Annotated in this window: 23 protein-coding genes; 3 read left to right on the forward strand and 20 right to left on the reverse strand. The window is 71.0% G+C overall.

The window, feature by feature from the left end; translation table 11 throughout:
• Nucleotides 1–58: 58 nt before the first annotated feature.
• The 9 genes from ACFVH0_RS12570 to ACFVH0_RS12610 form a co-directional block, all read right to left on the reverse strand.
• The gene (locus ACFVH0_RS12570) at nt 59–457 is read right to left on the reverse strand and encodes a cell division protein SepF (RefSeq protein WP_385819539.1); all 399 of its coding nucleotides are present in this window, start codon (nt 455–457) and stop codon (nt 59–61) included.
• Nucleotides 458–561: 104 nt separating this feature from the next.
• Nucleotides 562–1,836 (reverse strand): cytochrome P450, encoded by a 1,275-nt coding sequence (locus ACFVH0_RS12575; protein WP_385819540.1) that lies wholly within the window; start codon nt 1,834–1,836, stop codon nt 562–564.
• Nucleotides 1,833–2,447, reverse strand: a complete 615-nt coding sequence (locus ACFVH0_RS12580; protein ID WP_385819541.1) for an ATP/GTP-binding protein — start codon at nt 2,445–2,447, stop codon at nt 1,833–1,835. The genes ACFVH0_RS12575 and ACFVH0_RS12580 overlap by 4 nt, the downstream gene beginning before the upstream one ends.
• A complete protein-coding gene (locus ACFVH0_RS12585) occupies nt 2,425–2,778 on the reverse strand; it encodes a DUF742 domain-containing protein (protein WP_360933071.1) in 354 nt (117 codons plus the stop codon). Before ACFVH0_RS12585 ends, ACFVH0_RS12580 begins: the two co-directional genes overlap by 23 nt.
• Complete coding sequence (locus ACFVH0_RS12590) at nt 2,775–3,200, reverse strand: roadblock/LC7 domain-containing protein (RefSeq protein ID WP_385819542.1); 426 nt, start codon at nt 3,198–3,200, stop codon at nt 2,775–2,777. The genes ACFVH0_RS12585 and ACFVH0_RS12590 overlap by 4 nt, the downstream gene beginning before the upstream one ends.
• Nucleotides 3,197–4,567, reverse strand: a complete 1,371-nt coding sequence (locus ACFVH0_RS12595) for an ATP-binding protein (RefSeq protein ID WP_385819543.1) — start codon at nt 4,565–4,567, stop codon at nt 3,197–3,199. The genes ACFVH0_RS12590 and ACFVH0_RS12595 overlap by 4 nt, the downstream gene beginning before the upstream one ends.
• A gap of 80 nt (nt 4,568–4,647) precedes the next feature.
• Nucleotides 4,648–5,649 carry an MBL fold metallo-hydrolase gene (locus ACFVH0_RS12600; RefSeq protein ID WP_385819544.1) on the reverse strand — a complete coding sequence of 334 codons (1,002 nt, stop codon included), beginning with the start codon at nt 5,647–5,649 and terminating at the stop codon, nt 4,648–4,650.
• Nucleotides 5,650–5,996: 347 nt separating this feature from the next.
• Nucleotides 5,997–7,169: a Gfo/Idh/MocA family protein gene (locus ACFVH0_RS12605; RefSeq protein WP_385819545.1), complete on the reverse strand. Its 1,173-nt coding sequence runs from the start codon at nt 7,167–7,169 to the stop codon at nt 5,997–5,999.
• Between the two features lie 259 nt (nt 7,170–7,428).
• On the reverse strand, nt 7,429–8,229 hold the full coding sequence (locus ACFVH0_RS12610; protein ID WP_385819546.1) for a DeoR/GlpR family DNA-binding transcription regulator: 801 nt from the start codon (nt 8,227–8,229) through the stop codon (nt 7,429–7,431).
• Between the two features lie 185 nt (nt 8,230–8,414).
• On the opposite strand from ACFVH0_RS12610, the gene ACFVH0_RS12615 reads away from it, so the two are divergent.
• Nucleotides 8,415–9,299, forward strand: a complete 885-nt coding sequence (locus ACFVH0_RS12615) for an SIS domain-containing protein (RefSeq protein ID WP_385819547.1) — start codon at nt 8,415–8,417, stop codon at nt 9,297–9,299.
• 172 nt (nt 9,300–9,471) lie between these two features.
• Nucleotides 9,472–10,332 carry an acyl-CoA thioester hydrolase/BAAT C-terminal domain-containing protein gene (locus tag ACFVH0_RS12620; RefSeq protein WP_385819548.1) on the forward strand — a complete coding sequence of 287 codons (861 nt, stop codon included), beginning with the start codon at nt 9,472–9,474 and terminating at the stop codon, nt 10,330–10,332.
• Here the strand turns inward: ACFVH0_RS12620 and ACFVH0_RS12625 are convergent.
• The 11 genes from ACFVH0_RS12625 to ACFVH0_RS12675 form a co-directional block, all read right to left on the reverse strand.
• Nucleotides 10,314–10,886, reverse strand: a complete 573-nt coding sequence (locus tag ACFVH0_RS12625) for a hypothetical protein (RefSeq protein WP_385819549.1) — start codon at nt 10,884–10,886, stop codon at nt 10,314–10,316. The two genes, ACFVH0_RS12620 and ACFVH0_RS12625, sit on opposite strands and share 19 nt — an antisense overlap.
• 79 nt (nt 10,887–10,965) lie before the next feature.
• On the reverse strand, nt 10,966–12,108 hold the full coding sequence (locus tag ACFVH0_RS12630) for a P1 family peptidase (RefSeq protein ID WP_385819550.1): 1,143 nt from the start codon (nt 12,106–12,108) through the stop codon (nt 10,966–10,968).
• Between the two features lie 11 nt (nt 12,109–12,119).
• Nucleotides 12,120–12,800 (reverse strand): 4'-phosphopantetheinyl transferase, encoded by a 681-nt coding sequence (locus ACFVH0_RS12635; protein WP_385819551.1) that lies wholly within the window; start codon nt 12,798–12,800, stop codon nt 12,120–12,122.
• Between the two features lie 108 nt (nt 12,801–12,908).
• Complete coding sequence (locus ACFVH0_RS12640) at nt 12,909–14,123, reverse strand: MFS transporter (protein WP_385819552.1); 1,215 nt, start codon at nt 14,121–14,123, stop codon at nt 12,909–12,911.
• A 6-nt stretch (nt 14,124–14,129) separates the two neighbouring features.
• The gene (locus ACFVH0_RS12645; protein WP_385819553.1) at nt 14,130–14,687 is read right to left on the reverse strand and encodes a GNAT family N-acetyltransferase; all 558 of its coding nucleotides are present in this window, start codon (nt 14,685–14,687) and stop codon (nt 14,130–14,132) included.
• Nucleotides 14,688–14,699: 12 nt separating this feature from the next.
• On the reverse strand, nt 14,700–15,869 hold the full coding sequence (locus ACFVH0_RS12650; RefSeq protein ID WP_385819554.1) for a type III PLP-dependent enzyme: 1,170 nt from the start codon (nt 15,867–15,869) through the stop codon (nt 14,700–14,702).
• A 16-nt stretch (nt 15,870–15,885) separates the two neighbouring features.
• Entirely contained in the window at nt 15,886–17,226 is a 1,341-nt protein-coding gene (locus ACFVH0_RS12655; protein WP_385819555.1) for a DUF6271 family protein, read from the reverse strand.
• Nucleotides 17,208–18,272: a phytanoyl-CoA dioxygenase family protein gene (locus ACFVH0_RS12660; RefSeq protein ID WP_385819556.1), complete on the reverse strand. Its 1,065-nt coding sequence runs from the start codon at nt 18,270–18,272 to the stop codon at nt 17,208–17,210. Before ACFVH0_RS12660 ends, ACFVH0_RS12655 begins: the two co-directional genes overlap by 19 nt.
• Nucleotides 18,273–18,562: 290 nt before the next feature.
• The gene (locus ACFVH0_RS12665) at nt 18,563–19,474 is read right to left on the reverse strand and encodes an ArsR/SmtB family transcription factor (RefSeq protein ID WP_385819557.1); all 912 of its coding nucleotides are present in this window, start codon (nt 19,472–19,474) and stop codon (nt 18,563–18,565) included.
• 315 nt (nt 19,475–19,789) lie between these two features.
• A complete protein-coding gene (locus tag ACFVH0_RS12670) occupies nt 19,790–20,650 on the reverse strand; it encodes a Gfo/Idh/MocA family protein (protein ID WP_385819558.1) in 861 nt (286 codons plus the stop codon).
• 769 nt (nt 20,651–21,419) lie between these two features.
• Nucleotides 21,420–21,851, reverse strand: coding sequence for a hypothetical protein (locus ACFVH0_RS12675; RefSeq protein WP_385819559.1), 432 nt, complete (start codon nt 21,849–21,851; stop codon nt 21,420–21,422).
• A gap of 310 nt (nt 21,852–22,161) precedes the next feature.
• Between ACFVH0_RS12675 and ACFVH0_RS12680 the strand changes: the two genes are divergently transcribed.
• Entirely contained in the window at nt 22,162–25,362 is a 3,201-nt protein-coding gene (locus ACFVH0_RS12680; protein WP_385819560.1) for an amidohydrolase family protein, read from the forward strand.
• Nucleotides 25,363–25,401 lie beyond the last annotated feature (39 nt).

Below are 25,401 nucleotides of genomic sequence, written 5' to 3' on the forward strand. Positions count from 1 at the left end.
GATCGGGGTACGTCGACCGTCTCGCACGCCCCCGGCCACCGCCCGCCCCTGCGGCCCCCTACGAACCCGGAAGGCCCGCCGCCGTGACTCCCTCGACCTCCATGCCGACCGGGGACAGCAGGAAGACATTCCGGTCGACCCGGTGCATTCCGCTGCCGAGGCCGAAGACCACCCCGCTGGTGAAGTCCAGGATGCGTTTGGCCACATCCGTCTCGGCACTGGTCAGATCGAGCAGCACCGGGATCTGCGCGACCAGGTATTCGGCCACCTCCCGTGCGTCCGCGAAGACCTGGACCCGCAACACGACCAGTCGCCGTTGCTCGGCCGCTTCGGTCTCGTCGGAAACCGTGCGGTGATCCACCCTGGACGGCCACTCGTTGCGGCTGCGCAGAGGTACGACCTGGGCAAGCCCCTCCCACTGCTCGTCCGTGACGTCGTACCTGTCGTACCTGCTCACCGGACCACCCCGTCTGTGCTTCGGTCGGCGTTGCGCCGGCTGCGCTCGCTGTTCATCGGGCAATTCTCTCGCCACTCACCCGTTCGGCGTACCACCGACACGGTTCAAGGGCCGATCGACACCGCCCGCGGCCCGTCCGCCGCTTCCCCGGCGGTCCTGTGCCGGTGGGCTTCCGCACTCATGTCGACGGGGGTGAACCGTACCGGAAGCCGGACCAGCGCGCGGTGGAAGGGGCCCGGACGCCACTTCAGCCCGCTGACCGGAACGGCCAGTTCCGCATCGCACAGCTGGCTGGTGAGCTGCTCGATCGCGGTCATGGCGATGAGCAGCGCCGGCTGCTTCGCCGGGCAGCGGTGCGGGCCCGCGGACCAGGCGAGGTGGGCGCTGGCCCCGGAGCGGACCGCGGAGTCCGAAGGGCCGGGCGCCTGGCGGGTGTTGGCCGCGGCGTAGGAGACCAGGAGGAGTTGTCCCGCGCGCAGCCGCACGCCGTGGAACTCCGTGTCGTGCCGCGGGTAGTGGGCCGAGAGATTGGCCAGCGGCGGGTCCTGCCAGAGGACCTCGTCGATCGCCTCGTGGGCCGTCATCGCGCCGCCGTGCAGCGAACCGGCGTAGCGGGCGTCGGTGAGCATGTGCAGCAGCGCGTTGCCGATCAGATTGGTCGTCGGATCGTGGCCCGCGCTCATGATCAGGGTGATCTGACGCACAGTCTCGTCGTTGTCGAGATTGGCCGGGTGGCCGAGGAGGTACGAGGTGAGGTCGCGGCGCGGCCGGGCGCGCCGGGCGGCGACCAGTTCGGTGACGACCTCGACGAGGTCGGCGTACGCGGTGGCGGCGTTGTCGGCGGAGTTGAACATTCCGGCGATGCCGTTGACGATGCGCTCGCCGTCGCCCGGCTCCACGCCGAACCAGGTGACGAAGACGTGCAGCGGAAGCCGTCGGGCGTACTGGGCGATGAGATCGGCGTTGCCGGTGGCGGCGAATTCGCCGATCAGGCGCCCCGCGACCCGGGTGACCTCGGCTCGCAGGACGTGCGGTTCGATCAGGGCGAGGCTGTCGTTGATGGCGTCGCGGTATCGGGCGTGCACGTCGCCGTCGCTGAAGAGCGCGGTGGGCCGGTAGCCGAGCATGGGCAGGACCGGCGAGTCGTCGGGGACGGTGGCCTGCCAGGCACGCGGATCCTTGGTGAAGGTGTGGGTGTCGCGGAGCAGGTCGACGGCGGCCTGGTAGTCGGTGACCAGGAGGGCGTCGATGCCGGGGGCGAGCCGGACGGGCGCGAGGGGCCCGTGTTCGCGCAGCCGCCGGTAGTGGTCGCGCGGGTCGGCGGCGAATTCCGGGCCGTACAGGGCGAGGGGTTCCGGTGGCTGTACGAACGGTGTCATGACGGGTCCTCGGGCCTGGGCATCCGGGTGAGTACGTGCTCGGCCAGCGCGATCAGCGCGTCGATGCTGCCGCGGCGTTCGCGGGCGTCGCACTGCACCAGCGGGGTCTCGGGGGCGAGGTCGAGGTGTTTGCGCAGGACCTCGTCGGTGTGGGCGGGGGCGTCGGGGAAACGGTTGACCGCGACCGCGTACGGCAGACCCTGCTCCTCGACCATGTCCATGACCGCGAAGGAGTCGGCGAGCCTGCGGGTGTCGACCAGTACGAGTGCGCCGAGCGCACCGCGCGCGATGTCCTCCCAGAGCGGCAGGAACCGCTGCTGGCCGGGGGTGCCGAACATGTAGAGCACCAGGTCGTCCAGGACGGTGAGCCGGCCGAAGTCGACGGCGACCGTGGTCGTGGTCTTGTCCGGCAGTCCGGCGGTGTCGTCGAGCCGGGTGCTGGACTGGGTCATCGCCTCTTCGGTGTGGAGCGTGGCGATCTCCGACAGCGTACGGATCAGGGTGGTCTTGCCGACGCCGAAAGGACCCGTGACGACGATCTTCATCAGGGTCCGGGCGGCGGGCGGCAGATAGCCGATCCCGGTGCGGTCAGTGGAGGGAGCGGAGTCCAACGAGCAGCCTCTCGACGAGCGACCGGTCGATCTCCCCGGCGCTGGGGACGGGCGGTCGGGTGTGCAGATGTCCGGCGGCCGCGAGGTCCGTGGCCAGGAAGACGGTGGCGCTGACCGGCAGGTCCAGGTGGGCCGCGCATTCGACGACGGTGAGCGCCCCCGGTTCGAGCAGCTCGCAGAGTCTGCGCTGCTCCGAGCCGGTGTCCGGGGGCAGTTCGGTGTCGGCGCGCACGAGGATGTCGAGCCGGTCGAGCGCGGGACCGGCGGGCCGGGTCCGGCCGCCGGTGACCAGATAGGCGGGTATCAGACGGCGCCCCGGGCCGGAGGTCATGGCCGGGCGGCGGTGTCCGGCTGACGGGCGGGGGCGTTCATCGCCCGGGTCAGGGCGGTGACCTGCACCTGCATCTGGTACGCGATGTCCCCGAGCTTGGCCCCGGGTTCCGCGAACAGGGCGAGCGTGGTGTTGTTCCCGGCCGGTACGACGATGGCGAAGCCCTGGTCGGACTCGACGACCGTCTGGGCCAGGCGGGGCGCCTCGACGTCGGTGAAGGCCGTGGTGAACGCGCGTGCCGCGGCGTGCAGTGTGGCGGTCATGGCGGCGACCCGTTCGCCGGAGGCCCGGTCCAGGCCGGGCGAGGCGCCCTCGACGAGGCCGTCGCCGGTGGCGACCACGGCGTGCTGGACTCCGGGCAGTTCCAGCAGCGGGGTCAGCACCCATGCGAGGTCACCGGTGGTGGAAGTGGGGGCGCTCACGTCTGGTCGTCTCCTTGGTCGTCCCGGTCGTCCGGGTGGTCGTGGTCGTCCGGTGCCGGTGCGGGTGGCGGTCCGGCGAGGCTCCTGCCGTTGAGGGTGCCCTGCTGGAGCGCCGCCCAGGAAGCCCCGGCCTGCTCGGGTGTACGGGGCACCTGTTCGCGGTCCGGGGCGGCACCGGCGGAGGCGGCGCGGGCCGGGGCCGGCCGTGGTGCGCGTCGGCGCCGGCTGGGCAGCGCGGGTGCCTGACCGCCGGCGGGTTGCGGCACGGGGGCGGTCTCCTGCTCGGTCGGGGCGGGAACGGTGGGCGCGGCGTGGGTCTGCACCGGCTTCGGGGCGAGGGCGGAGAGGCTGCGGTCTTCCTCCATCACGGTCAGCAGATGGGCGGGGACGCGCAGGATCGTGCGCATGCCGCCGAACGGCGAGGCCTCGATGTGGCAGTTGAAGCCGTACTGCAGCACCAGCCGGCCGACGACGGCGAAGCCGGTCTGCGGCGGATCGCCCAGCTCGGTCAGCAGGACCTCGGGCGGGCCCGCGAGCAGGACCCGCGCCCGGTCGAGCGCGTCGTCGTCCATGCCGATGCCCGCGTCGTCGACCACCAGGAACGCGCCCCGGCCGCCGCTCTGCTGGAGGGTGACCTGGACATCGGTGTCGGGGTGCGAGTACGCGGTGGCGTTGGCCAGCAGTTCGGCCAGGGCGATGGCGAGGGGTTCGGCGGCGCGGGCGACCAGGGCGAGCCGTTCGTCGCGCAGGTGGTTGGCGACCTTGACGCGTTCGTAGCCGGCGACGCGGGACTGGGCGCCGAGCACGATCTCGACGAGCGGTGAGTTCTGCCGGGCGAGGCCGGGCCAGGCGTCGCAGAGCACCGCGGTGGCCTGGGTGCGTCGCAGCGCCAGTTCGTTGCGGAAGTCCAGTTGCAGGATGCGCGGGTCGTCGTACTCGTGCTGGAGCTCGTGCAGCAGTTGCTGGGACTGGTTCAGCAGGGACTGGATCTTGGCGGAGGTGCCGCGCATCGCCGCGCGGGCGGCCGCGTCGACCCGGCCCCGCTCCTCGACGACGGCCGTGCGGGCGGCCTGCACCGCCTCGGTGAGCAGCCGCGCGGAGCCGCCGTCGACCTCGGCGGCCTCCCGTAGTCCGGGGACCTTGGCGGTGGGGTGGGACAGGGCGAGCGCGGCGGCGGGTATCCGCTCGCGGGCCAGCTGGCGGATCTCCTCGGTGAGGGCCGCGGTACGGGCCTCGGCGGCCTTCGCCTGCCGTTCGGCCAGCTCTGCGCGGGCCGCGGCGATGCGTTCGGCGCGCGCCGCGTTCTGTGCGCGGACCGCTGCCGCCAAGGCAGCGGCGGCGGCGATCACCGCGACTATCCATCCCATGCCGTCACCGCGTTTCTGTTGTCGGATCGGTCTTCCGGCCGAAGCGGCGGCAGGCGCTCCGCAGGCCCGGCCGGCTCCGTCTAGTGCTCCGCGGGTCCGGCCGGCTCATCCGGCTGCTCCAATTCCTGAGCGACCACGGCGACCTCGGTCATCACCTGGAGCACGCCGGGCAGTTCGGAGCCGTCGAGCTGCCGGTACTCGCTGCCGATGGTCACCACCAGCCGCTCCGGAAGCCCCAGTTCCGGGTAACGGCCCTCGCCGATGACCCGGCGGGCCGCCTCGACGGCGGGAATCCCGGCCGCGTGGAAGGCGTGGGCGCGCTCGCGCACGTACTCCAGGTACACGATGTGGTCGCGCACCCCGGCCCGGTCGAGGATCGGGCCGTGTCCCGGGACGACGGTCTCGGCGCCGGTGTCCAGCACCCGTTCGCAGGCCGAGATCAGGTTGCTCAGCGGGCCCGCCCAGTGCACCGGGTGGTCGCCCGGCTGCTCCGGGGTGGAGGAGAAGATGATGTCCCCGGTGAACACGGCGCCCTGGGCGGGCAGATGGACCATCAGGTCGCCGGTGGTGTGCGCGGACGGCAGCGCGGAGATCCGGACGGGGTACTTCCCCAGGGTCAGTTCGAGTTCGCCCGTGAAGTAGGTGGTCGGCACCACCGGCTCGGTCTGCGACCAGTCGAAGGGGCCGAAGTGGCGTGCGAGGTAGCCGCCGAGCGGGGTGGCCGGATCGCCCGAGGTGACCAGGGCGTGCTGCTGCTTGGGCGTGGGCTCGTAGTGGATGTGCTCACGGGCCTCGCGGGTCGCGATGATCTCCGCGTCCGGGAGTACGCCCGCGCCCCAGAAGTGGTCCCCGTTGGCATGGGTGACGATCACCCGGTCGACCCGGACACCGTCCGGCAGCCGCTTCGTGGACTCGGCCAGGAACTGACCGGCCAGCACCGCGTCGTACGGGGTGTCGATCCAGAGCGCGCCGCGGGGCGAGACGAGCAGACCGCAGTTGGCCAGCCCCCAGCCCCGTTTCGGCGGGAGCCATGCGTAAAGGCCCAGCCCCAGGTCAACGACGTCTCCACCCGTGATCGACATGGACGCGATTATGCCGACCGGGATCCGGCCACGCGTTCGAACTCGGCCACTACGAGATCCCATTGGCTTGAATTCGACGCCCAGCCCCTTTGGGGGCGCACCCACGGTGACCGTGCGAGACCGACACACCTCACCCCCACCCGTCACCTTCCTTGCAATTCCGCCCAATTCACTCGGCGATGTCACACATCTCACCGAACGCCCACCGGGCGGCCGCCAAACCGGAATGAGCCGATTACCCACCGAGCATGGCCGAAAACAGTAGTACGGAGACCTTCGGGGACGGCACCGGAAGGCACCGTCCCCGAAGGTCTCCGCAGCTGCGAACCAGTCGCACCATTCGTGCGCTACCGGACCTGCCCGCCCTCGAAGTAGGCGATCAGCTCGGGGTCGAGGGCCGGCACCTCGAACGGCACACCTCCCTCGCGCAGGGACCGGGTCGCGAGCACACCGGCCGCGACGCTCATCCGGGCGGCGACCGGCGAGGTGTCGGTGACGCCCCCGTCGCGCACGAACCGGCAGAACTCCTCCATGATCCGGCTGTCCCCGCCACCGTGGGAACCGTTGGCCTCCGGCACCCGGTAGGTGATGTCCGCCCCGGCGCGGTATCCGCTGGGTCCGGTGTTCCAGACCTTGACCTCGTCGCCGGGCCCGTCACCGAAGTTCTCCAGGCGGCCCTCGGTGCCGATGACGGTGTAGTTCCGCCAGTAGTCGGGGGTGAAGTGGCACTGCTGGTAGGCGGCCACGACCCCGTTGTCGAGCTGCATGTTCATCACCGAGACGTCCTCGACGTCCACGACGTGATGCAGGTCCTTGCGGGCCGTCGGCGGCCAGTCGAATTCCCGCAGCCAGTTCGCCGGGCGCGGGGTGTCCGCCTCGCGGCGCGGCAGGTCACCGTAGACGAGGAGGTCGCCGAGCGCGTTGACGCGTCGGGTGTAGCCGCCGGCCAGCCAGTGCAGTACGTCGATGTCGTGCGCGGCCTTCTGCAGCAGCAGACCGGTGGTGCGGGTCCGGTCGGCGTGCCAGTCCTTGAAGTAGTAGTCACCGCCGTATCCGACGAAGTGCCGCACCCACACGGCCTTGGGCTCACCGATGTCGCCGCGCGCGATGATGTCACGCATCAGCCGCACGACGCCCATGTGGCGCATGTTGTGCCCGACGTACAGCCGGGTGCCGGTCTCGTGAGCCGCCCGCAGGATGTTGTCGCAGCTCTCGACGGTGATCCCGAGCGGCTTCTCGACGAAGACGGCCTTGCCGGCCCGCAGCGCGTCGATGGCGATGGTCTCATGGGTGTCGTCGGGTGTGGCGACGATGATCGCGTCGAGGTCGTCCCGGCCGAGGAGCAGCTTGTAGTCCTCGACCGCGACATCGGCACCGAACTGCTCGGCCTCGCGCTGCCGCACCTCGGGGTCGAGGTCGCAGACGGCGGTGATCGCCGAACCCTGTCCGGGGTGGTGGGCGGACGTCGCGATGGAACGGCGCAGGCCGAGCCCGATGACGCCGAGTCGCAGGTCTGACACGGGGGTCCTTTCGCTGGCTGTACTGGTGGTGCGGGCGGGTTCGTACAGGGATGGGGGTGCGGCCGATGCTCCTGCACGGCGACACACACATAGTTCACGACAGCGCACGCAAGTGGCAAGAGTTGTTCATTTCGCGGACTTATCGAGCATCAACCGACATCGAGTCGTCTCGTTGCAAGCAAAGAGGCAGCGGGCACGAAGAAACGGCGGGGCGCCGCCCCGCATCCGGGGTGGCGCCCCGCCGTCGGGCGGCCGGCGCTCACACCGCGATGACCGTGACCCCGGCCTCCGTGAAGCGGGCGGTCGCCTCGGGGGTGATCCCCTTGTCGGTGACCAGGAAGTCGACCTGGGCCAGGTCGCAGACCCGGGCGAAGGCCCGCTTGCCGATCTTCGAGGAGTCGGCGGCCACGACCACGCGCTGGGCCTGCTGGGCGAGCAGGCGGTTGATGCTGGCCTCGCCCTCGTGATGGACGTACGCGCCGCGTTCGGTGTCGATGGCGTTGACGCCCAGCACGGCGACGTCCAGCGTGATCTCGCCCAGCACCCCGCTGGCCAGCGGGCCCGTCAGCTCGTACGACTGGGGCCTGGCCACTCCGCCGGTCACCACGATCTTGATCTGCGGCCGGATCACCAGCTCGTTGGCGATGTTGAGGGCGTTGGTGACCACGGTCAGGGTCGGCTGGCCGCCCATTCCGGTCGCGCCGTCACCGACGACGTCGGAGCGCACCGCCAGCGAACGGGCCACCTCGGTCAGTGTCGTACCGCCGGTCAGCCCCACCACCTCGCCCACCGCCACCAGCTCGGAGACCGCGCGGCCGATGGCCTGCTTCTCCGGGGCGTGGCGGCCGGTCTTGTAGCGCAGGGCCAGTTCGTAGCTGACGCCGTGCGCCACCGCGCCGCCGCGGGTACGGGTGAGCAGCTGCTGCTCGGCGAGCTGGTCCAGGTCGCGGCGGATGGTCGCGGCCGAGACGTCCAGCGTCGTGGCGGCGTCCTCGACGTCCACCCGGCCGTTCTTGCCGACGAGTTCCAGCAGCGCGTTCCACCGGGCATCCCTGGACAAGGCAACTCTCCTCACGAGCCCGGGCTTCGGGCACCCATCCCCTTGGGTACGGTCACCGGACACGCGCAAGCGTCGCACAAGGCTCCGCCCAGTCAAGCCATCTGCACGCAAGATGCTTGATAATGCTCGCAGGTCGCGTATAACGTGCGTAAACGAGCATCCCACTACGAGTACGGAGTGCAAAAGTGTCATTTGTCGAGATCGAGACAGCCAGTCAGCCGGAGTGCTGGCGTCGCGCCGCCGAGCTGGCCGAGACCCGGTCGGCCGCGCTGCCCGCCGGCGGCGAGCGCATCGCGGTCGTCGGCTGCGGCACCTCGTTCTACATGGCCCAGGCGTACGCCGCGCTCCGTGAGGGGTCCGGTCAGGGCGAGTCCGATGCCTTCGCCGCCTCGGAGTTCCCGTTCGGCCGGGGCTACGACCGGGTCGTGGCCCTCACCCGTTCCGGGACCACGACCGAGGTGCTGGAACTGCTCGAACGGCTCCGGGGCGTCACCCGTACCGTCGCCATCACCGCCGACCCGAACACCCCGGTGATGACGGCGGCCGACGATGTCGTCGTGCTCGAATTCGCCGACGAGCAGTCCGTCGTGCAGACCCGGTTCGCCACCACCGCCTTCACCCTGCTCCGTGCCCACCTCGGTCTGCACACCGAGGAAGCGGTACGCGACGCGGAGACCGCGCTGGCCGAGCCGCTGCCCGAGGGCCTGGTGGAGTCCACCCAGTTCACCTTCCTCGGCCGCGGCTGGACGGCGGGGCTCGCCAACGAGGCGGCGCTCAAGATGAAGGAGGCGTCGCTGTCCTGGACCGAGTCGTACCCCGCGATGGAGTACCGCCACGGTCCGATCAGCATCGCCACCGAGGGCACCGCGACCTGGATGTTCGGCACCGCCCCCGAGGGGCTCGCGGAGCAGGTGCTGGCGACCGGCGCCCGCTGGGTGGACAGCGGCCTGGACCCGCTGGCCGACCTGGTGCGCGTGCAGCGGCTGGCGATCGCCCGTGCCGTCGCCCGCGGTCTGGACCCGGACAGCCCGCGCCACCTGACCCGTTCCGTCGTGCTCACGGACGCCTGACCGTCCGGTGCACATCGTCGAGCGCGTTCTCCGCGATCCCGGTGAAGGCGATCCCGGTGAAGGCGCTCGCGCGGCTGCTCGCGAAACCCCTCACGAAGCCCCGCACCGGGGCGTTCGCGAGGGGTTTCTCGCCAGGCCCCCGCACGGCCCGGCCGGCGACCCGGAGGTCGGGGTGCTCGTGCTCTCCGGGTCCAGCGGGCGGATCGAGGAGGAACGGTGCCGGATTCTGGCCCGGGAGGGCATGGCGGCACTGTCGGTCCGCTGGTTCGGCGGCCCGGGACAGCCGCCGGGCATCTGCGAGGTCCCGCTGGAGACCTTCGAGCCCGCGATCGCACTGCTGCGCGCGGGCGGCGCACGCCGGATCTGCGTCCTCGGTACGTCCAAGGGCGCGGAGGCGGCCCTGCACCTGTCCGTGCTCCTGCCGGGTGTCGACGCCGTGGTGGCCCTCTCCCCCACGTCGCTCACCTGGGCGAACGTCGGGCCCGGGAAGGACGGACGGGCCCGGCCCTACCGGTCCTCGTGGACCTGGCGCGGTGAACCGCTGCCGTTCGTCCCGTACGACGACTCCTGGACGCCCGCACGGCCCGAGGACGGTCCGGTCGCGATCCTCGGCTGGTACGAGCAGAGCCGGCGCACGTTCGCCGGGCACGTCGACGCGGCGAGGATCCCGGTGGAGAGGTCCGGCGCGGATCTCGTCCTGGTCGCGGGCGGCGACGACGAGATGTGGCCCGCACTGCCCTATGCCGAGGAGCTGGCCACCCGCCGCAGGGCGGCCGGCCTGCCCGTACGGGTCGTCGGCGGCCCGGGCGCCGGCCACCGCCCGCGGCTGCCCGGCGAGGGCCCGGCGCCCGCCTCCGCGCAGTTCCGGTACGGAGGTTCGGCCGCGGCGGACGCGGCGCTCGGGGCCGCCGCCTGGCCGCACATCCTCGACGCGCTCCGCGGCCCGCACAGCAGGCGCCGAGGCCGGTGGGCGGGGCGACTGCCGGCCCCGCCCACCGGAGCGCTCCGCCGAGGTCAGGACTCCTCGAAGTAGGCGTCCAGCACCGCGTCGAGTTCCGCCGCCCACCCCTTGAGGCTGCTCCTGGCCGGCGCCTCGACCTCGGCGTTGAACCACCGCCGGGTCGACATATGGACAGTGACGGTGAACCGGCGGCCGAACCGGGGCAGCTTCACCTCGACGGCGCCGATCTCGTCCCACCGGAAGTCGGCTTCCTGGTCGTCCAGCCGGAACCGGACCCCCTCACGGTCCGCGCTGATCGAGCCGCGCCGGTCGCTCACCTCGAACGAGGGACCGTCCGCCGCCTCCTTGTCGTCGTCCGCCGCCGCCTCGCCGGCACCGTCGTCGGAAGCGTCCTTGTCGGGAGCGGCGTCGCCGGCCGCTCGCTCCTCCGCCGCTTCCGGCTCCGGCTGTCCGTGCTCCGGCTCTTCCTGCTCCGCCTGTTCCGGTTCTGTCTCCTCCAGGTCTGGCTGCTCCAGGCTCGTGTCCGGTTTCCTGGCCGTGACGGGGGCCGTGAGACCGGGGATGAACGCCGGGTCTGTCCCTGCGGCGTATCCGGGCTGAGTGTTCGGATCTATGCGCTGCTCCACGGCGGGCAGTATGGCCGACGAACCTGTACCCGGCCAACGAGCCCGCCGCGAAGCGGCTGTGAGTGCCCCCGTTCGTGGGCTACGAGACCGCTCCGCGCGCCGCCAGGAGTCCGGTCACCCGGTCCAGCGGGAGCGCCGGGACATGGTGGCCGGCCCGGCCGGTCATCGGCTGCGCGCCGGTGAGCACATTGAGCACCGCCTCCTCCACCGACTCGACCACCGCGCCGTAGAAGGGGTCCATCCGGCCCCAGGGCACGAAGCGCATCGACTCGTACGGGGCGCTGCCGTCGTTCTCGGGAAACGTACTGGTCAGTGCCGACGGGTTGGCCGTGGAGAAGGCCAGGAACAGGTCCCCGGAGAAGTGGCTGCCGGTGGTGCCGGTACGGGCCAGGCCGAGCGTCACCCGGCGGGCCAGCGCCTTGCACTGACCCGGCAGCAGCGGGGCGTCGGTCGCCACCACCACGATCACCGAGCCCGCGCCGGGCGGAACCGGGCGCTCCCCGTCCGCCGTCGCTTCGGGGGCCTCCGCCCCGGCCGGGTCGGCGAGCTCGCGCCCCACCGGCACGCCGGCCACCACCAGTTCGCGCAGTGCGCCGAAGTTGGCCTGGACGAAGGCTCCGACGGTGTACCGGTCCTCGCCGTACTCCACCACGCGCGACGCGGTGCCCGAGCCGCCCTTGAAGCCGTAGCAGCGCATGCCCGTCCCGCCGCCGACGCATCCCTCCTCGACCGGGCCGGACGCCGCCGCCTCGATCGCGTCCGCCGCGTGGCGGGACTCCACGGCCGGGCCGTGGATGTCGTTGAGGTGACCGTCCCAGGTCTCCGTGACGACCGGCAGCAGCCACTCCGGCGCCATGCCCCGGCAGTTGGCGCGGACCCACTCGACCACGCCCCGGTGCACCGGGCCGACCGCGTACGTGTTGGTGATGACCACCGGAACGGCGAGCGAGCCGGTCTCCTCGATCCACGCGGTGCCGGTCATCTCACCGTTGCCGTTGAACGAGTGCCAACCGGCCGCGCAGGGGGTGCCCACACCTTCCCGGCCGCGCGGCAGCAGCGCGGTCACGCCGGTGCGTACGTCGTCGCCGTCGACGAGGGTGACGTATCCGACCTCGACGCCGGGGACGTCCGTGATCGCGTTCCACTTCCCCGGCTCACCGTTCAGGGAGATGCCCAACTCGCGTGCGCGCATGCGCTCTTCGCCCGGGTGATCCTCACTCATGCGGACAGAGGTTACGGGGCGGAGGTGTTCTCGACAACGATCGCGGTCAGCAGCAGGCCGCCCTCGGACAGCCAGCGGCCGTTGAAGACCGCGGGGACCTCCGGCGCTCCCCGGCCGGCCGCCGGTGCCAGGTCGGAGGCCAGGATCCGGGCGGTGAAGCTGCCGTCCCGATGGAGTTCGATATCGGCCTCCTCGAAGCCCAGCCAGCGCTGCGTGAGCGGGAACCATGTCTTGTACACGGCCTCCTTGGCGCTGAACAGCAGCCGGTCCCAGTTGGTCCCCGGGTGCTCCAGGCGCAGTTCCCGCTCACGCCGCTGCTCCGTCGCCAGCGCGATGCTGCCGTGCACATCGCCGGGGAGCGGCGCGTCGCACTCGGCGTCGATGCCGACGGAGCGCACATGCGCCCGGTGGGCCACGACGGCGGCACGGTAGCCGGTGCAGTGGGTGAGGCTGCCGACCGTGTTCTGCGGCCAGAGCGGGGCACCGCGCGCGCCCTTGAGGATGGGGACGGGAGCGATGCCCAGCGATCCGAGGGCGAGGCGGGCGCAGTGACGCGCCGTGGCGAACTCCCCGCGCCGCTTCTCCACGAACCCGTGGGTCAGCTCCTCCTCACCGGGCAGGAGCACGGCGTCGGGCAGGTCGGAGAACGCCTCTGCCACCGCTACCCGGAACGGCAGAATTTTCTCGATCATGGTCTCCCCTTACCGGCTGGACGGCACCATCCTGCCTGGTGCCGGGAGCTCGCCCAACCGGTCGGGGGTCACGGAGTCCCGGAGCGCCCGTGCTCACGGTCCCGGGGCTCAGGTCTCGGGGCTCAGGACCCGGGGTTGCGACCCGGCGAGCCTCGGCCAGCGGATCCGTGTGGCGCACAGGGACACCAGGATCGCCGAGGCGGCGACGGCGCCCATTCCCCAGACCAGGCTGCCGGCGCTCGCTATGAAGCCGATCAGCGCGGGTCCGGCCAGCAGGCCCGTCGTTCCCATGGCGGCGACCAGGGCCAGGGCGTCCGTGCCCTGCGCCGCCGCCACCACGTAGACGCACGGCGTCACGGCCGCGATGCCCAGGCCGACGCAGGCGAACCCGATCAGCGTCGGCACCACACCGCCCACCGACAGCGCGAGTGCCAGCCCGACACCGGCCACCACTCCGCCGACGCGGACGATGCGCCCGTCGCCCCAGCGGCTGCGCCAGCCGTCGGCGAAGACCCGGGCCAGCACCATCATGACCGAGACCACGGCGATGCCCATGGGCGCCAGTTCCGGCGCCGCGTCGACCACGTCCTTCATGTAGAGCGCGGACCAGTCGTTCATGGCGCCCTCGGTGACCGTGCCGAACACCATCGCGAAGCCCATCCATATCGTCACGCGGGACGGCATGCTCAGCTTGCGGCGGCTCTTCGCCGGGGTCTCGGCCGGGGTCTCGGCCGGGGTCTCGGCCGGGGCCTGCTGGTCCTCGGTCAGCAGGCCCGACCTGGTCAGTCCGACCAGCAGGAGCAGCAGGGCCGCGGCCACACCGAAGTGCACCGAGACATCCGTGGTCAGCAGGTTCACACCGGAGGCGAGGAGCGCGGCGAACAGCGAGCCCGCGCTGAACGTCGCGTGCAGTCTGGCCATGGCGGTGCGCCGATAGGTGACTTCGAGCGCGGCGCCCTGAGCGTTCATCGCGACGTTCAGGCTGCCGACGGCGATCCCGTCGCAGCAGATGACGACGAGGGCGACCGGGTAGTTGGGTGCTGCCGACAGCGCGAGCAGGAGCAGGCTCAGAACCACGGCCGACAGGACCGCGAGGCGTCGTGAGCCCATGCGTTTCATCAGTATCGACACGAGGGGGAACGACGCGGCCGCGCCCGCGCCGCAGGCCATCAGCAGCAGGCCCAGTTCCGCTTCCGTCAGGTCCAGCCGGGTCTTGATGGCGGGGAGCCGTGATGCCCAGGTCGCGTACTGGAATCCGAGAAAACAGAACAACGCCGCGATCGCGAACTGCGCTCGGCGGAATTGATCGGTAACGCCAGACATCGGCAATCAGCCCACTTCATCTTCCAGAGGTGCCCGGTGCGAGGACGCACGGGCGGGGTTCGTTCTCCTGCTGTGGACGGCCGGCAGGGCCCGGGACATGTACACCGCGTCCGGGCCGTAATCCGCCGGGGGTGTGACCTCCCGATGGGCCCTGAATCCGTTCGCCGCCCAGAAGGTGTCGCTGCCCAGGACGGCGATCAGGGAGATTCCCTCGTACCCCTTCACCTCCGCCGTTCCGGTGAAGTGCCGCAGCAGGCTCTTCGCCAGGCCCCTGCCACGGAATTCCTCGGCGATGACGAGATCGTGCAGATGCAGATTGCGCGAGTGGAAGACGATGTCCTCCGTCCGGTTCAGGTCCGGATACTCGAACATCGGATAGGGCAGTGCCAGCAGATAGCCCACGGTCCGGTTCCCGTGGTCCAGTACGAAGCAGGTGGCGGGCGAGGCACTGGCCCGGGACTCCAGTGCCGCCCGGCCTTCCGAGAGACCGGCGTCGGTGTACGCACCGGCCTCCAGCGCCACGACGGCGTCCCAGTCACGCTCCGAGACAGGGCGTATGCACATGTCGTGGCCCATCTATCCGCCCTCGACACAGGTGTACGGAAGGGGATCGAAGCCGTTGAATCCCTGCGTCATGTAGCCGGTGGCGTAGGCGCCGCTGGAGAGAATCCAGACCGGATCTCCCGAAGCGGCGGATCCGGGCACGGAGACACGATTGTGCGTGTGGTCGTAGGCGTCGTCGCTGTCGCAGGTGGGGCCCGCGACAACGGCCGGTACGTGTTCCGTTCCGGAGTGGGAGGGAAATTGCAGCCGGTACTGCAACTGGTCCATTTCGTAGAGCCCGTTGAACTTTCCGCAGCTCAGATAGAGCCAGTGTTCGCGTTCGCCGTCGATCTGCCCGCGGGACGAGAGCCGGGACACATGTGCTCTGATCACGCCGTGGTCGGCGACCAGATGACGGCCCGGTTCCATGACGAAGTCCAGCGGGGTCTCCGAGACCGCCCCGAGGTGCTGGATGCCTTCCCGGATCACCGCGAACATCTTGTCCAGCGGAGGGTCCAGCGGAATTCCCCGGCTGTCGAGATAGCCGAGAGCGGGCAGGCCGCCGCCGAGATTGACGTGGTCCGGAAAGATGTCCCGCCGGTTCAGGTCCGTGAGCACATCGGCGATGCGCTCGAAGGCGTCCTGCCAGGCTTCCGATGTCATCTGCTGCGAGCCGACGTGGACGGAGAGGCCGGCCGGTGTCAGTCCGGCCGACCGGGCGGCCTCCATGACGAGTACCGCGTCGGTCCCGGAGCAGCCGAATTTCCGGCTGAGGCCCCACAGTGCCCCGTCGCCGCTGGTGGCCAGCCTGCAGAAGACCCGGGAACCGGGGGCGTGGGCCGCTGTCGCAGCCACGTCCTCCAGGCTGTCGGTCGCGAAGGTCCGCACGCCGAGGCGGTGTGCTTCGGCGATGTTCTCGTCGGACTTGATGGTGTTGCCGTAGTGAATCCGGTCGACCGGCACACCGGTCCTGAGGGCCTGCGCGATCTCGTTCGGGCTCGCCGCGTCGAATCCCGACCCCTTCTCCGCGAGCCGGGAAAGAACCTCGTCCACGGGGCAGGACTTCATGGCGAACCGGACGGAGATGCCGGGCAACTCCCGTAACAGTGCATCGTATTGCGCTTCGATTCCCGCTAGATCGAAGACGATGCGGTCCTCGTCGGCGGCTTCCAGCGCAGCGCGCGTATGGGCATTGAGATGCATGATGATCCAGGCCCGCCTAGTGGCTCGGCCGATGAACGCCGGCGGATGTGGCCGGCCGGTGGACGGTGGTGGTTCTGCTCGCCCTCACCAGGGACTGCCAGGCCTCGGTCAGCAGCGCGAAGTTCTCGATGTCCGCCCGGGCCTCTTCGAGCAGCTGTCCGCCGCGCGACGCCAGGACATCGGCGAACTCGGCGTATCTGCCGCCCAGTCGACGGTAGGAGCGATCGATGACGTCCAGCCGGTGCAGGTTCTCCTCGCGGTCCGCCCCGGCGCTCCACCTCGCCAGCTCGGCCACTGTTTCGGGGCGTACGCGGAAATCGTCGTCGAGCAGCGTGGCACCGGCCGCCGCCATCCGCTCGTAGATGAGGTTGAAGTAGAGCATCGACAGGAAGAACTTCGTGAACCGCAGCTGATAGGCCATGAATCCGGCGTCGGTGCGGCGTTCGGCCGTGTAGTGGTTCACGATGTTGCGGTTGTGCAGCACGCCGGGGAGTGTGCCGTCGTGGACCAGGTGCATCAGGAAGTAGTCACTGCCGATGGTGTCGGTCGCGGGCGGCAGTGGCACCCGCTCGTACACCTCGTCCAGGAAGCTGATGTTGCACATGTCCACCCGCATGGGGTCGACATGGGTCAGGGTCGAGTGGTCGCGGACGAACGGGTCGGTGCCCGCTCCCCTGAAGGACTCCTCGACCAGTTCCCGCTTCTGTTCGTCCGACCAGTGGCGAGGGGCCCACAGACTGACGACATCGTGGTAGACGCCGTTGTCCAGCCGGGATATCTCGCCGATGTCCACCGACAGTTCACCCACGAACGAACTGCCCACCATCACCACCGGTTTGGCCGCGTGCGCCGGGTCGAGGACGTTCTCGGACACACCGCCCGCCGCGTCGGCCGCGGCCTTCCCGAGCGAGGTCAGCTCGTGGTGGACGGGAAAGATGGTCTCGCCGTCCAGAACCTGATATGTGCTGTCGGAGTCCCTGCGGTGCACCGAACGGCAGCCGAGCGCGGCGGCGATCAGGAACGCGCGGTTGGTGCAGGCGCCGTAGGAGACGCCGGCCGGAAGCATGAGGTCGAGCATCAGGTCCGGCTCGACGACACCGGAGCGCTGGATGGCCCGGCGCAGGAAGTCCCGCTGTTGTGTTTCGTCGAGGTGATGCGTGATCACGTTCGGGGCCCGGCGGGCCCTGGCGACCACCTCGGCGTGCTCGGTGAACGCGTCCTCCCCGGAGGAGTCCAGGATCAGCAGATGCACCTCGACGCCGAAGTGAACGGCCGCGTGATCCGCCTCCTGGCCGACGGCCGAAATCGTGGCGGCACACGGCCTGTTGGTGGGAAGGGTCAGGCAGATACTGCGCATACCGGCTCCCCCTTCGGCGCTTCGGATTCCCGCTCGTTCCAGGACGTCAGCCCGAGCAGCCTCTCGCCGAGGCCGTTCAGCGCGGCGGTGCCGTACCTGAGGGATTCGTGCTGTGTGGCGTCGCCGACCAGCGTCCTGTTCCAGTCCGGTGTGCCGAGCCGGCGCCACGACTCGATCCGGGACCGCCTGAGGTCTTCGTGCGATTCGAGCGCGGGCATCATCGAGAGGTACTGCACCGCGCGTACCCCGTTCTCCGAGGTGTTGCGTGCCACGCCGTGCGCGAGCAGTCCGTTCCAGATGAGCAGGTCCCCGGCCTTCAACTGGGGCCGGACCACTGGGAACTCACTGCGGTCGGCGTCCGGTCTGATCGGGTCGCGGTCGGCCGGCTGTGCGATCTTCCACTCCTCGAACCGGCGGAACAGCTCGGGCGAGCACTGGAAGCCGCCCAGCTCGGGCCCGGTGTCGTTGAGCGCGATGATCCCCTGCACCCTCTGCGGCAGAACGCCGAGCGTGGTGTCGACATCCCAGTGGAGCTCGATGTCGAAGCCCTGGTCCGTGGGGGCGATGAGCGCGCGGTCACGGTTCTTGATGTTGGGCGGATTGAGATTGAGCCGGTCCAGCGTCACCCACAGCTCTTCGCAGTCCCACACGTCGACGAACGCGTCGTAGACGCGCCGGGCCTGCCGGCTGTCCCAGATGAGCTGGTGGTGGTACGCCTCGACGAAGCCGTAGACGTGCAGTTCCCGGTCCAGATCGTTCCGGAACGGCCGGTCCTCGTACCAGCTCTCGGGCCGTGCCGGGTCGAGCCCCTGGAAGTCCCAGGTGAATTCCAGCAGGCGCTTCGCCGCTGCGGCGGGAATGGCCTCCCTGACGATGACGTACCCGTAGGTCTGCCAGAAGTCGAAGTCCTCCTGGGACAGCACCCGGAGTTGTCGCGTCTTGCGGATGTCCCTCAGGGGCGTCTGCGTCAGATACGCCTCGCCGTCCGAGCTGAAGTAGGGGAGGTCCGAGGGGGCTCGGTGCAGGTACGGGGTGGGCGTCGGCATGCAGTCACTCCAGGTTCGAAGTTCTCGGTGGCTGAGCGGACCGGCCGCTCCCCCAGCGCATCCGGTCCGGGCACATCACCGCGGTGGGTGCCGGGGAACGGCCTCGGCGCGGCCGCCGCGTCCGGCGGGCTTCGGGCCGGGCGACGGACGTGGCCCGAGCAGTTCCCCACCTCGACCTTTGTCGACCGCAATGGGGCGGACAAGCCTTTCGGTGTACGCCGAATCGCCTCGGAGAGGGCCCTGCGGCACGAATTTGACTGTCCGTCACGTCCACGCCGGCGCCGTCGGTTTCACTGGTTCATCAGGCACTGCGTGAGCGTCACACCCGAACGGTTCAGCTCGTACAGGACGCGGGTGCCGGCCCGGTGACGTTGCACGACGCCCGCGGAGACGAGGGCGGAGAGGTGCTGCGAGACCGTGCTCGCGGCCAGTCCCAGATGGTCGGCGAGCGCGGAGGTGGTGATCGGTACGGCCAGCTCGCGGACCACGGACGCGCGCCCCCGGCCCAGCAGGATCGCCAGCCGGTCCTCGCGCGGGGACTGTGCGGCGCTCTCCCGCTCCGGATCGGCGTGCAGGAGCCCCGCTCCCCGCGCGGCGAAGGCGACCACGGTCCGCCCCTCGGCGACCGACCACCAGTGGGTGCCGTCCGCGAAGAGCATCGGCACCGCGGTCACCCGGTCCGCGCCGTCCGTGCGCTCGGCCGGAAGCCCGAGATCCCGGAGCAGTGCCGCTCCCCCGCCCATCGCCAGGGTGCGCGACCGGAACAGGATCTCCTCCTCCAGACAGCGGGCGAGACCGCCCCCGCGCGGCTCGATCGCGGATCGCCAGAAGTTCGCCAACTCGACGGCCAGATAACGGAGTTGTGCTTCCGGCTCCCGGATCAGCGCGGCGATCAGTGGATCGGCGAACGCCTGCGGGTACTCGCGGGCCAGCTCGTCGCGGACGAGCCCGGCCGGGGTGCGCGCCAGGCCGTCCAGCTCGTCCGCGACATTCACCTTCCGGGAGGTGACGCCCCCGGTGAGGAACGAGGGAATGCGCCCGCGCGGCCGGGCCAGAGCGACCACCGACCTCAGCCGCGGCGTCAGCGCACCGTGCGCCTCGCGGGCCCAGGAGGAGTGGGGCCATGGGGCGTCGGGGCCGAACCGGGCCAGCAGCGCGGCGGCACCGAACGCCTGCCATGACTCGCACAAAGCCAGCCGCACATCGGATAATTGACGACCCATCAGTTCCCCACGGCAGAAGCACGTGACGGCTCGAACATGAACCCCGCCCATTCATTGTGGTCCAGACCAATGATGAGTGAGCTTTCGGCACCCGTCCGGCGACTGTCAAGGATCTTGTGCCCCAGGTCACACCGGCATCACTCATGGCGAACCGACGCACGCGTATGGTGATCCCACCAGGCCATTTGTCTTACGGAGTGCGCCTGTCGGACCGAATCCCTTCGCCTGCCGGTAACCCGCGCGGGAATTCACGGCGCACCGCGCCCCGGGGCCCGGCGGCGCGGTGCGCTCGGCTCAGCGGGCGTCGGCGGACGCCTCGCCCAGAGCGGCGGCGACGTTCTCCAGCACCTCGATGGGCCGGAGCAGGTCCCCGTAGCCGATCGGCGGCGTGCCCGTGCGCGCCATCTCCAGGAACGCTTCGAGGCCGGGTACGCAGTAGTCCGCACCCGGGGTGAGGGTCCGCTGGGCCATGCTCTGCCGGGTGAACGTCATCGCGTGGAAGGGGATCTGATCCGTGGTGCCCGGCCTGACGAGGTTCACGACGACGCGGGTGGCACCGGCGGTGAACGACGCGACGACCGTGGTGTCGGTGATGTCCGTCCGGACGCCGGAGATCCCGCCGGGGGCGAGCCTGAGGGCGATGTCCACCGCGTGGATGCCGTAGAAGAAGATCCCGCCGTGGTCGCCGTCGGGATCGGCCGGCCCGGACACCACGACCAGGTGCGGCGTGCCTGCCTGCGCCGACCCGGCCACCAGCGCTTCGGTGTCGGGAATCCAGCGGAGCGCCGAGGAGGAGGTCAGCGGCGCGCCGTGGGCGCGGGCGGCGTCGATCATGGCACGGGCGTCCGCGACGGTGCGGCCGAGGGGCTTGTCGACGAAGACCGGAAGACCCTCGGCCAGGAAGGGGATCGCCTGCTCCCGGTGGTTCGCGCCGTCCCGGTCCGCGACGACGACGGCGTCGACCAGCCCGAGCAGGCCGGCGGGCTCGTCGACGACCGTCGCGATCCCTCCGGTGGCCGCCAGCGTGTCGTTGCGCCGGCCGCGACCGCCGCTGAGAGCCACCACGCGCGCGTCGCCGCCGGCCTTCTCGACGTTGAGGTGGCGGACGATCTGGTCGACATGGCTGTTGTCGGTGCCGACGATCCCGATGCGCATCCGGAGAGCTTCCCTTCGAGGTGACAGGCCTGCGGCCCGGCGCACCCGACCGACCGGAACCCGGCGGACGGGGAGTTGACGACCCGGTCGGTGCAGCGCACGGTCGAGTCTCGCACAGCCCTCCTGCCGCCCGAAGTCCCGCCCAGGGCCAGGTCACAGGCCCCTCGGCCGGCCGCGCCCCCGCGGGCCGCATCCGACACCGGACCCGATCCGTCGAATGTGGTTGAGGGCGGCACTGTCCGGACAGCGCCTCTTCCGTCCGGGCCTGCTGTCCGAGGCCGAGAAGACCCTGCTGCCGCCGGCCCGCTCGCAGGACACCGGGACCGTCCGCAGGCGCTGCTGCCGCTCGGCCGGATGCCGGCCACGGGCGGCCGGCAGGAGGCGGCGTACCCCTGGCCGGAGCGGGCCATCGAGTGCGAGGACGCCGAAACCGGGACCGAGGCCCGGGAGAGCTGCGCGGAGCTGCTGATGAGCGCGGGGCACACCTCGCGGGCCCGCGAGATCTGCGCACCGCGGGTGGCACCGGACGAGCCGGAAAGCCCCACGGCGCAGGGCCGGCCCCGCTCCCGCCGGCCCCCGCTCCCGCCGCCCCGGTCCCTGCGCCCGCCCCGGTGCCGTATCCGCTCCCCGCTGCCGTGCTCGCCCTCCTGGGCGACGTGGCGAGCGCGGAGAGCGAGGGGGGCGAGAAGGAGATGCCGCGGTCCGGTACGCGCTCGCCCGTCGCACACCGGCCCCCGAGGGCTCCGCAGGGCGCCGAACGCCCCCGGTTTCACCGGCTGTCGGCGGCTCCGACCTGGAACCTCGTCAGCGAGAAGATGATGATGAGGTCGATCACCATGACGGGGATGGCCCACGCCGGGTAGTACGGAACGAACATGAACTGCGTGATCAGGCTGATCCCCGCCACCGCCACACCGGCACCGCGGCCCCAGCTCCTGTTCATCAGGATCGCCAGGCCGGCGACGACCAGCGCCACGCCGATCACCAGGTGGATCACGCCCCAGGTCGTGAGGTCGAACCGGTAGGCGTACCGGGTCGAGACTGCGAAGAGGTTGTCCTCCGCGATGCCGGACGCGCCCACGAGAATGCTGAGGGGCCCGCTGAGCATCATCAGAGACCCGGCGACCTGGGAGGCGCCGTCGAGCTTCGTGCCGCGGGATCCCCCGTGCCCCGCCGGTGTTCTGTCAGGGATCGCTGTCATGACCGATGCCTTCCTGTTGCGGCGCGGCCACCGACGCACATGGCCCCGTACGAAGACAGCCACGTTCCCCTGCCAGGATCTCCGCAATTCCCCGGCACCGCCACCGCACCCCGCCCCGACAGGGAAATGGCCTGTCCTCGGGACGAAACACGGAAATCCGGCTGCCATTCTCAAAGATCTGTCCTGAATCCCTCCACCGCATTGGCCGATGCCATATATTTCAACGCGCCCAACGAACACACGTCCGAACGACGGGGCGGCTCACCGGGAATGGGGGTGCGTCGCCTTCCGCCGCGCAAGGGGGATCACCGTGACCGCACAGACATCCGGAGCATCCGAGGAGCTTCCCGAGGAAGGCTCGGGTCTTCTGTCCCGCCGTGCTCTGCTGCATCGTTCCGGTGCCGTCGGGCTGGGAACGTTATGGTTCGCGGGCGAGCTCGGCACGGGCGCCGTCGCCCACGCCGACGAGAGCACGGCCGGCCGCACGGCCAGCGACGGCCTAGTCCGGGTGGACACCCATGAGAGCGCCAATCTGTGCGCCGCACTGTCGCCGGACGGCCGGACGCTCGCCATCGACACGCTCAACGCGATCTGGCTGCTGCCGGCCGGCGGCGGCACGGCACGCCGGCTCACCGACGACGCGCTGGACGCGACGCAGCCGCACTGGGCGCCGGACGGGAAGAGCCTGGTCTTCCAGTCCTTCCGGTCCGGAACCTACGATCTGTGGCGCATCGGCACCGACGGGTCGGGGGCACGTCGGCTGACCACCGGGGACGGGTACGACCAGGAACCCAAGTTCTCCCCCGACGGCCGCTTCATAGCGTTCGCCTCGGACCGGGACAACACCGGCCGCATCGAGATCCTCGACACGGCGACGGGCGCCCGGCGGGCGATCACCCAGCAGGACCGCAACCTCTCGATGCCGACGTGGTCCGCCGACGGCCGGCAGGTGGCGTACGTGGCGGAGCAGGGTTCGATCGAGACGGTCGACGTGGCCACGGGTAAGGTCCGGACGCTGCTGACCGGCCCCGCCGACGCCGCGCTGTACGCTCCGTCCCTCGGCCCCGACGGCCGGCTCGCGTACATCAGGGTCACCGGCGCCCGCTCCGAACTCATGCTGGAGGACCGGCCCCTGACGAAGGACGAGGACGTCTTCCCCCTCGCACCGGTCTGGTCGTCGCCCGGCGAACTGCTCTACACCGCCGACGGCCGGATATGCCGGCGCTCCCTCGACGGGGGCGGGCGTACCGAGATCCCGTTCACCGCCACGGTCGGGGTGCGCCGGGTCGATCACGAAGGACGCCGGGGGCCGGACCTCACCGGCGACGGCCCCCAGGACGTACTGGGCATCGCCGACCCGGCCCTCTCCCCCGACGGCCGGAAGATCGCCTTCCGGGCGCTGAACGCGCTGTGGCTGCTCACCGGCTCCGAGCGCCCCGTCAGGATCGTCTCCGACGGCTACTACAACTCCTCCCCCGACTGGTCGCCCGACGGCCGGTCCCTCGTCTACGTCAGCGACCGGGCGGGCACCGCGAACCTGTGGCGGTACGACATCGCGAAGGGCACCTCGGAGCGGATCACCGATCTGCCGAACGCCCAGCTCGCGCCCCGCTGGTCACCGGACGGCTCCCGCATCGCGTACCAGGACGAGAGCGGCGCGAACTGGGTGCTGACCCTGGCCGACGGCTCGGTCACCCAGGTCACCCCCGCGCTCTACCAGCCCGGCCCGGCCGTGTGGTCGCCGAACGGGCGGATCCTGGCGCTCGCCGCTGCCGCCCCGTACTCCCGGCGCAGCCTCAACGGTGTGAATCAGATCCTCACCGTCGACCTGACCACGAACGAACTGCGTTACCAGCCGGTGGCACCGGGACGCTCGATCTCCACCCGCAACGGCGACGGCCCGCTGTGGACGCCCGACGGTACGCATCTCGTCGTCGGCATCGAGAGCCAGGCGTGGAAGGTCCCGGTGGACGCGGCCGGCCGGATCACCGGGGAGCCGGTGCGGATCACCGAGGAGATCGCCGACTCCTTCTCCGTCGGAACCGGCAGCGGCACGCTGCTCTACCTCTCGCTGGGGCGGCTGCGCACGGTGGGCCTCGACGGCGGCACCCCGCGCACCGTACCGACCCGGCTGTCCTGGACCCGCCGCACCGCTCCTTCGGGGCGGACCGTGGTGCGCGCGGGCGCGGTCTGGGACGGTACGTCCCGATCGCTGCGGCACGGCGCCGATGTGGTGCTGCGGGGCGGCCGGATCGAGGAGGTCGTGCGGCGCGGGAGCGTGCGGGGCGACCGGGTCGTCGACGCCTCGGACCTCACCGTCATGCCGGGCCTGATCGACACCCACAACCACTGGCACTGGCGGGGCCCCCAGTGGGGCGACCGGCAGGGCCGGGCCTGGCTCGCCTACGGTGTCACCACCAGCCGTACGCCCGCAGACCCCTCGTACCAGATGGTCGAGACGCGTGAGGCGCTGGCGGCCGGGACCAAGGTCGGGCCGCGCTACTTCGGCTCCGGTGAAGGGTTCGAAGGAACCCGCGGCCGCCACCACGTCATGCGGCCGGTCCTCTCGGCCGAGCAGCTGGACCGGGACCTCCAGCGGGCCCTGGCGCTCCACTACGACCTGCTGAAGTCGTACATCCGGCTGCCGCTGGAGTACGAGCGGGAGGTCGTGGCGCGCGGGCACGCCGCCGGTATCCCCGTGACCTCGCACTACCTCTATCCGGCGGCCCGTACCGGCCTGGACGGCATGGAGCACACCGGGGGCGGCAACCGCCTCGGCTACTCGCGGACGCTGAGCTTCGCCTCCGGGCGGACGTTCCAGGACTCGGTGGACCTGCTGGTGGCGAGCGGCATGTGGATCTCCACGACGACGCTGTTCGCCTCCGAACTCTTCGTCGAGGACCGCTCGCTCATCGAGGACGAGCGGACCCGGGTGCTGTACCCCGACTGGGAGTACGGCCGGCTTCTCCAGAAGGCCGAGGTCGCGGCGTCGGGCAGCGCGGAGGCCCAGCTCAACGAGGCCTGGACCGCCGCGGACAGTGACATGCTGCTGCGTGTGCAGCGGGCCGGGGGGCTGGTCGTGGCCGGCACGGACGCGGCTCTGGACGACATCGGCATCAGCATCCACCAGAACCTCCGGACCCTGGTGAAGTACGGCTTCACCCCGCGCGAGTCACTGCTGACGGCCACCGGGAACGCCGCACGGGCCCTCGGTCTCGGCGACCGGCTGGGCAGGGTGGCGCCGGGCCACCTGGCCGACCTGCTGTGCGTGGCGGGAGACCCGCTCGCGGACATCGACGCGGCGGCGGCGGTGCGCCGGGTCATGGTCGGCGGCCACGCGTACGGCATACCGGAGCTGCTCGAACCGTTCCGTCCCGCCGCCGCGGCCGCCGGCGGGCGCGGAACACCGCGCAACAAGGTCGGGGCCGCGGCGCCCAGCGCGCACCGGGATTCCGCGCACTATTGGCACAAGGCGGAATGGCAGCACGTCGGCTGCTGCCGCTCCCGCTGATTTCACGCGCACCGGCACAAGGGTTCCGGGACCGGTTTC

Source organism: Streptomyces sp. NPDC127117, assembly GCF_042677325.1.
GTDB lineage: Bacteria > Actinomycetota > Actinomycetes > Streptomycetales > Streptomycetaceae > Streptomyces.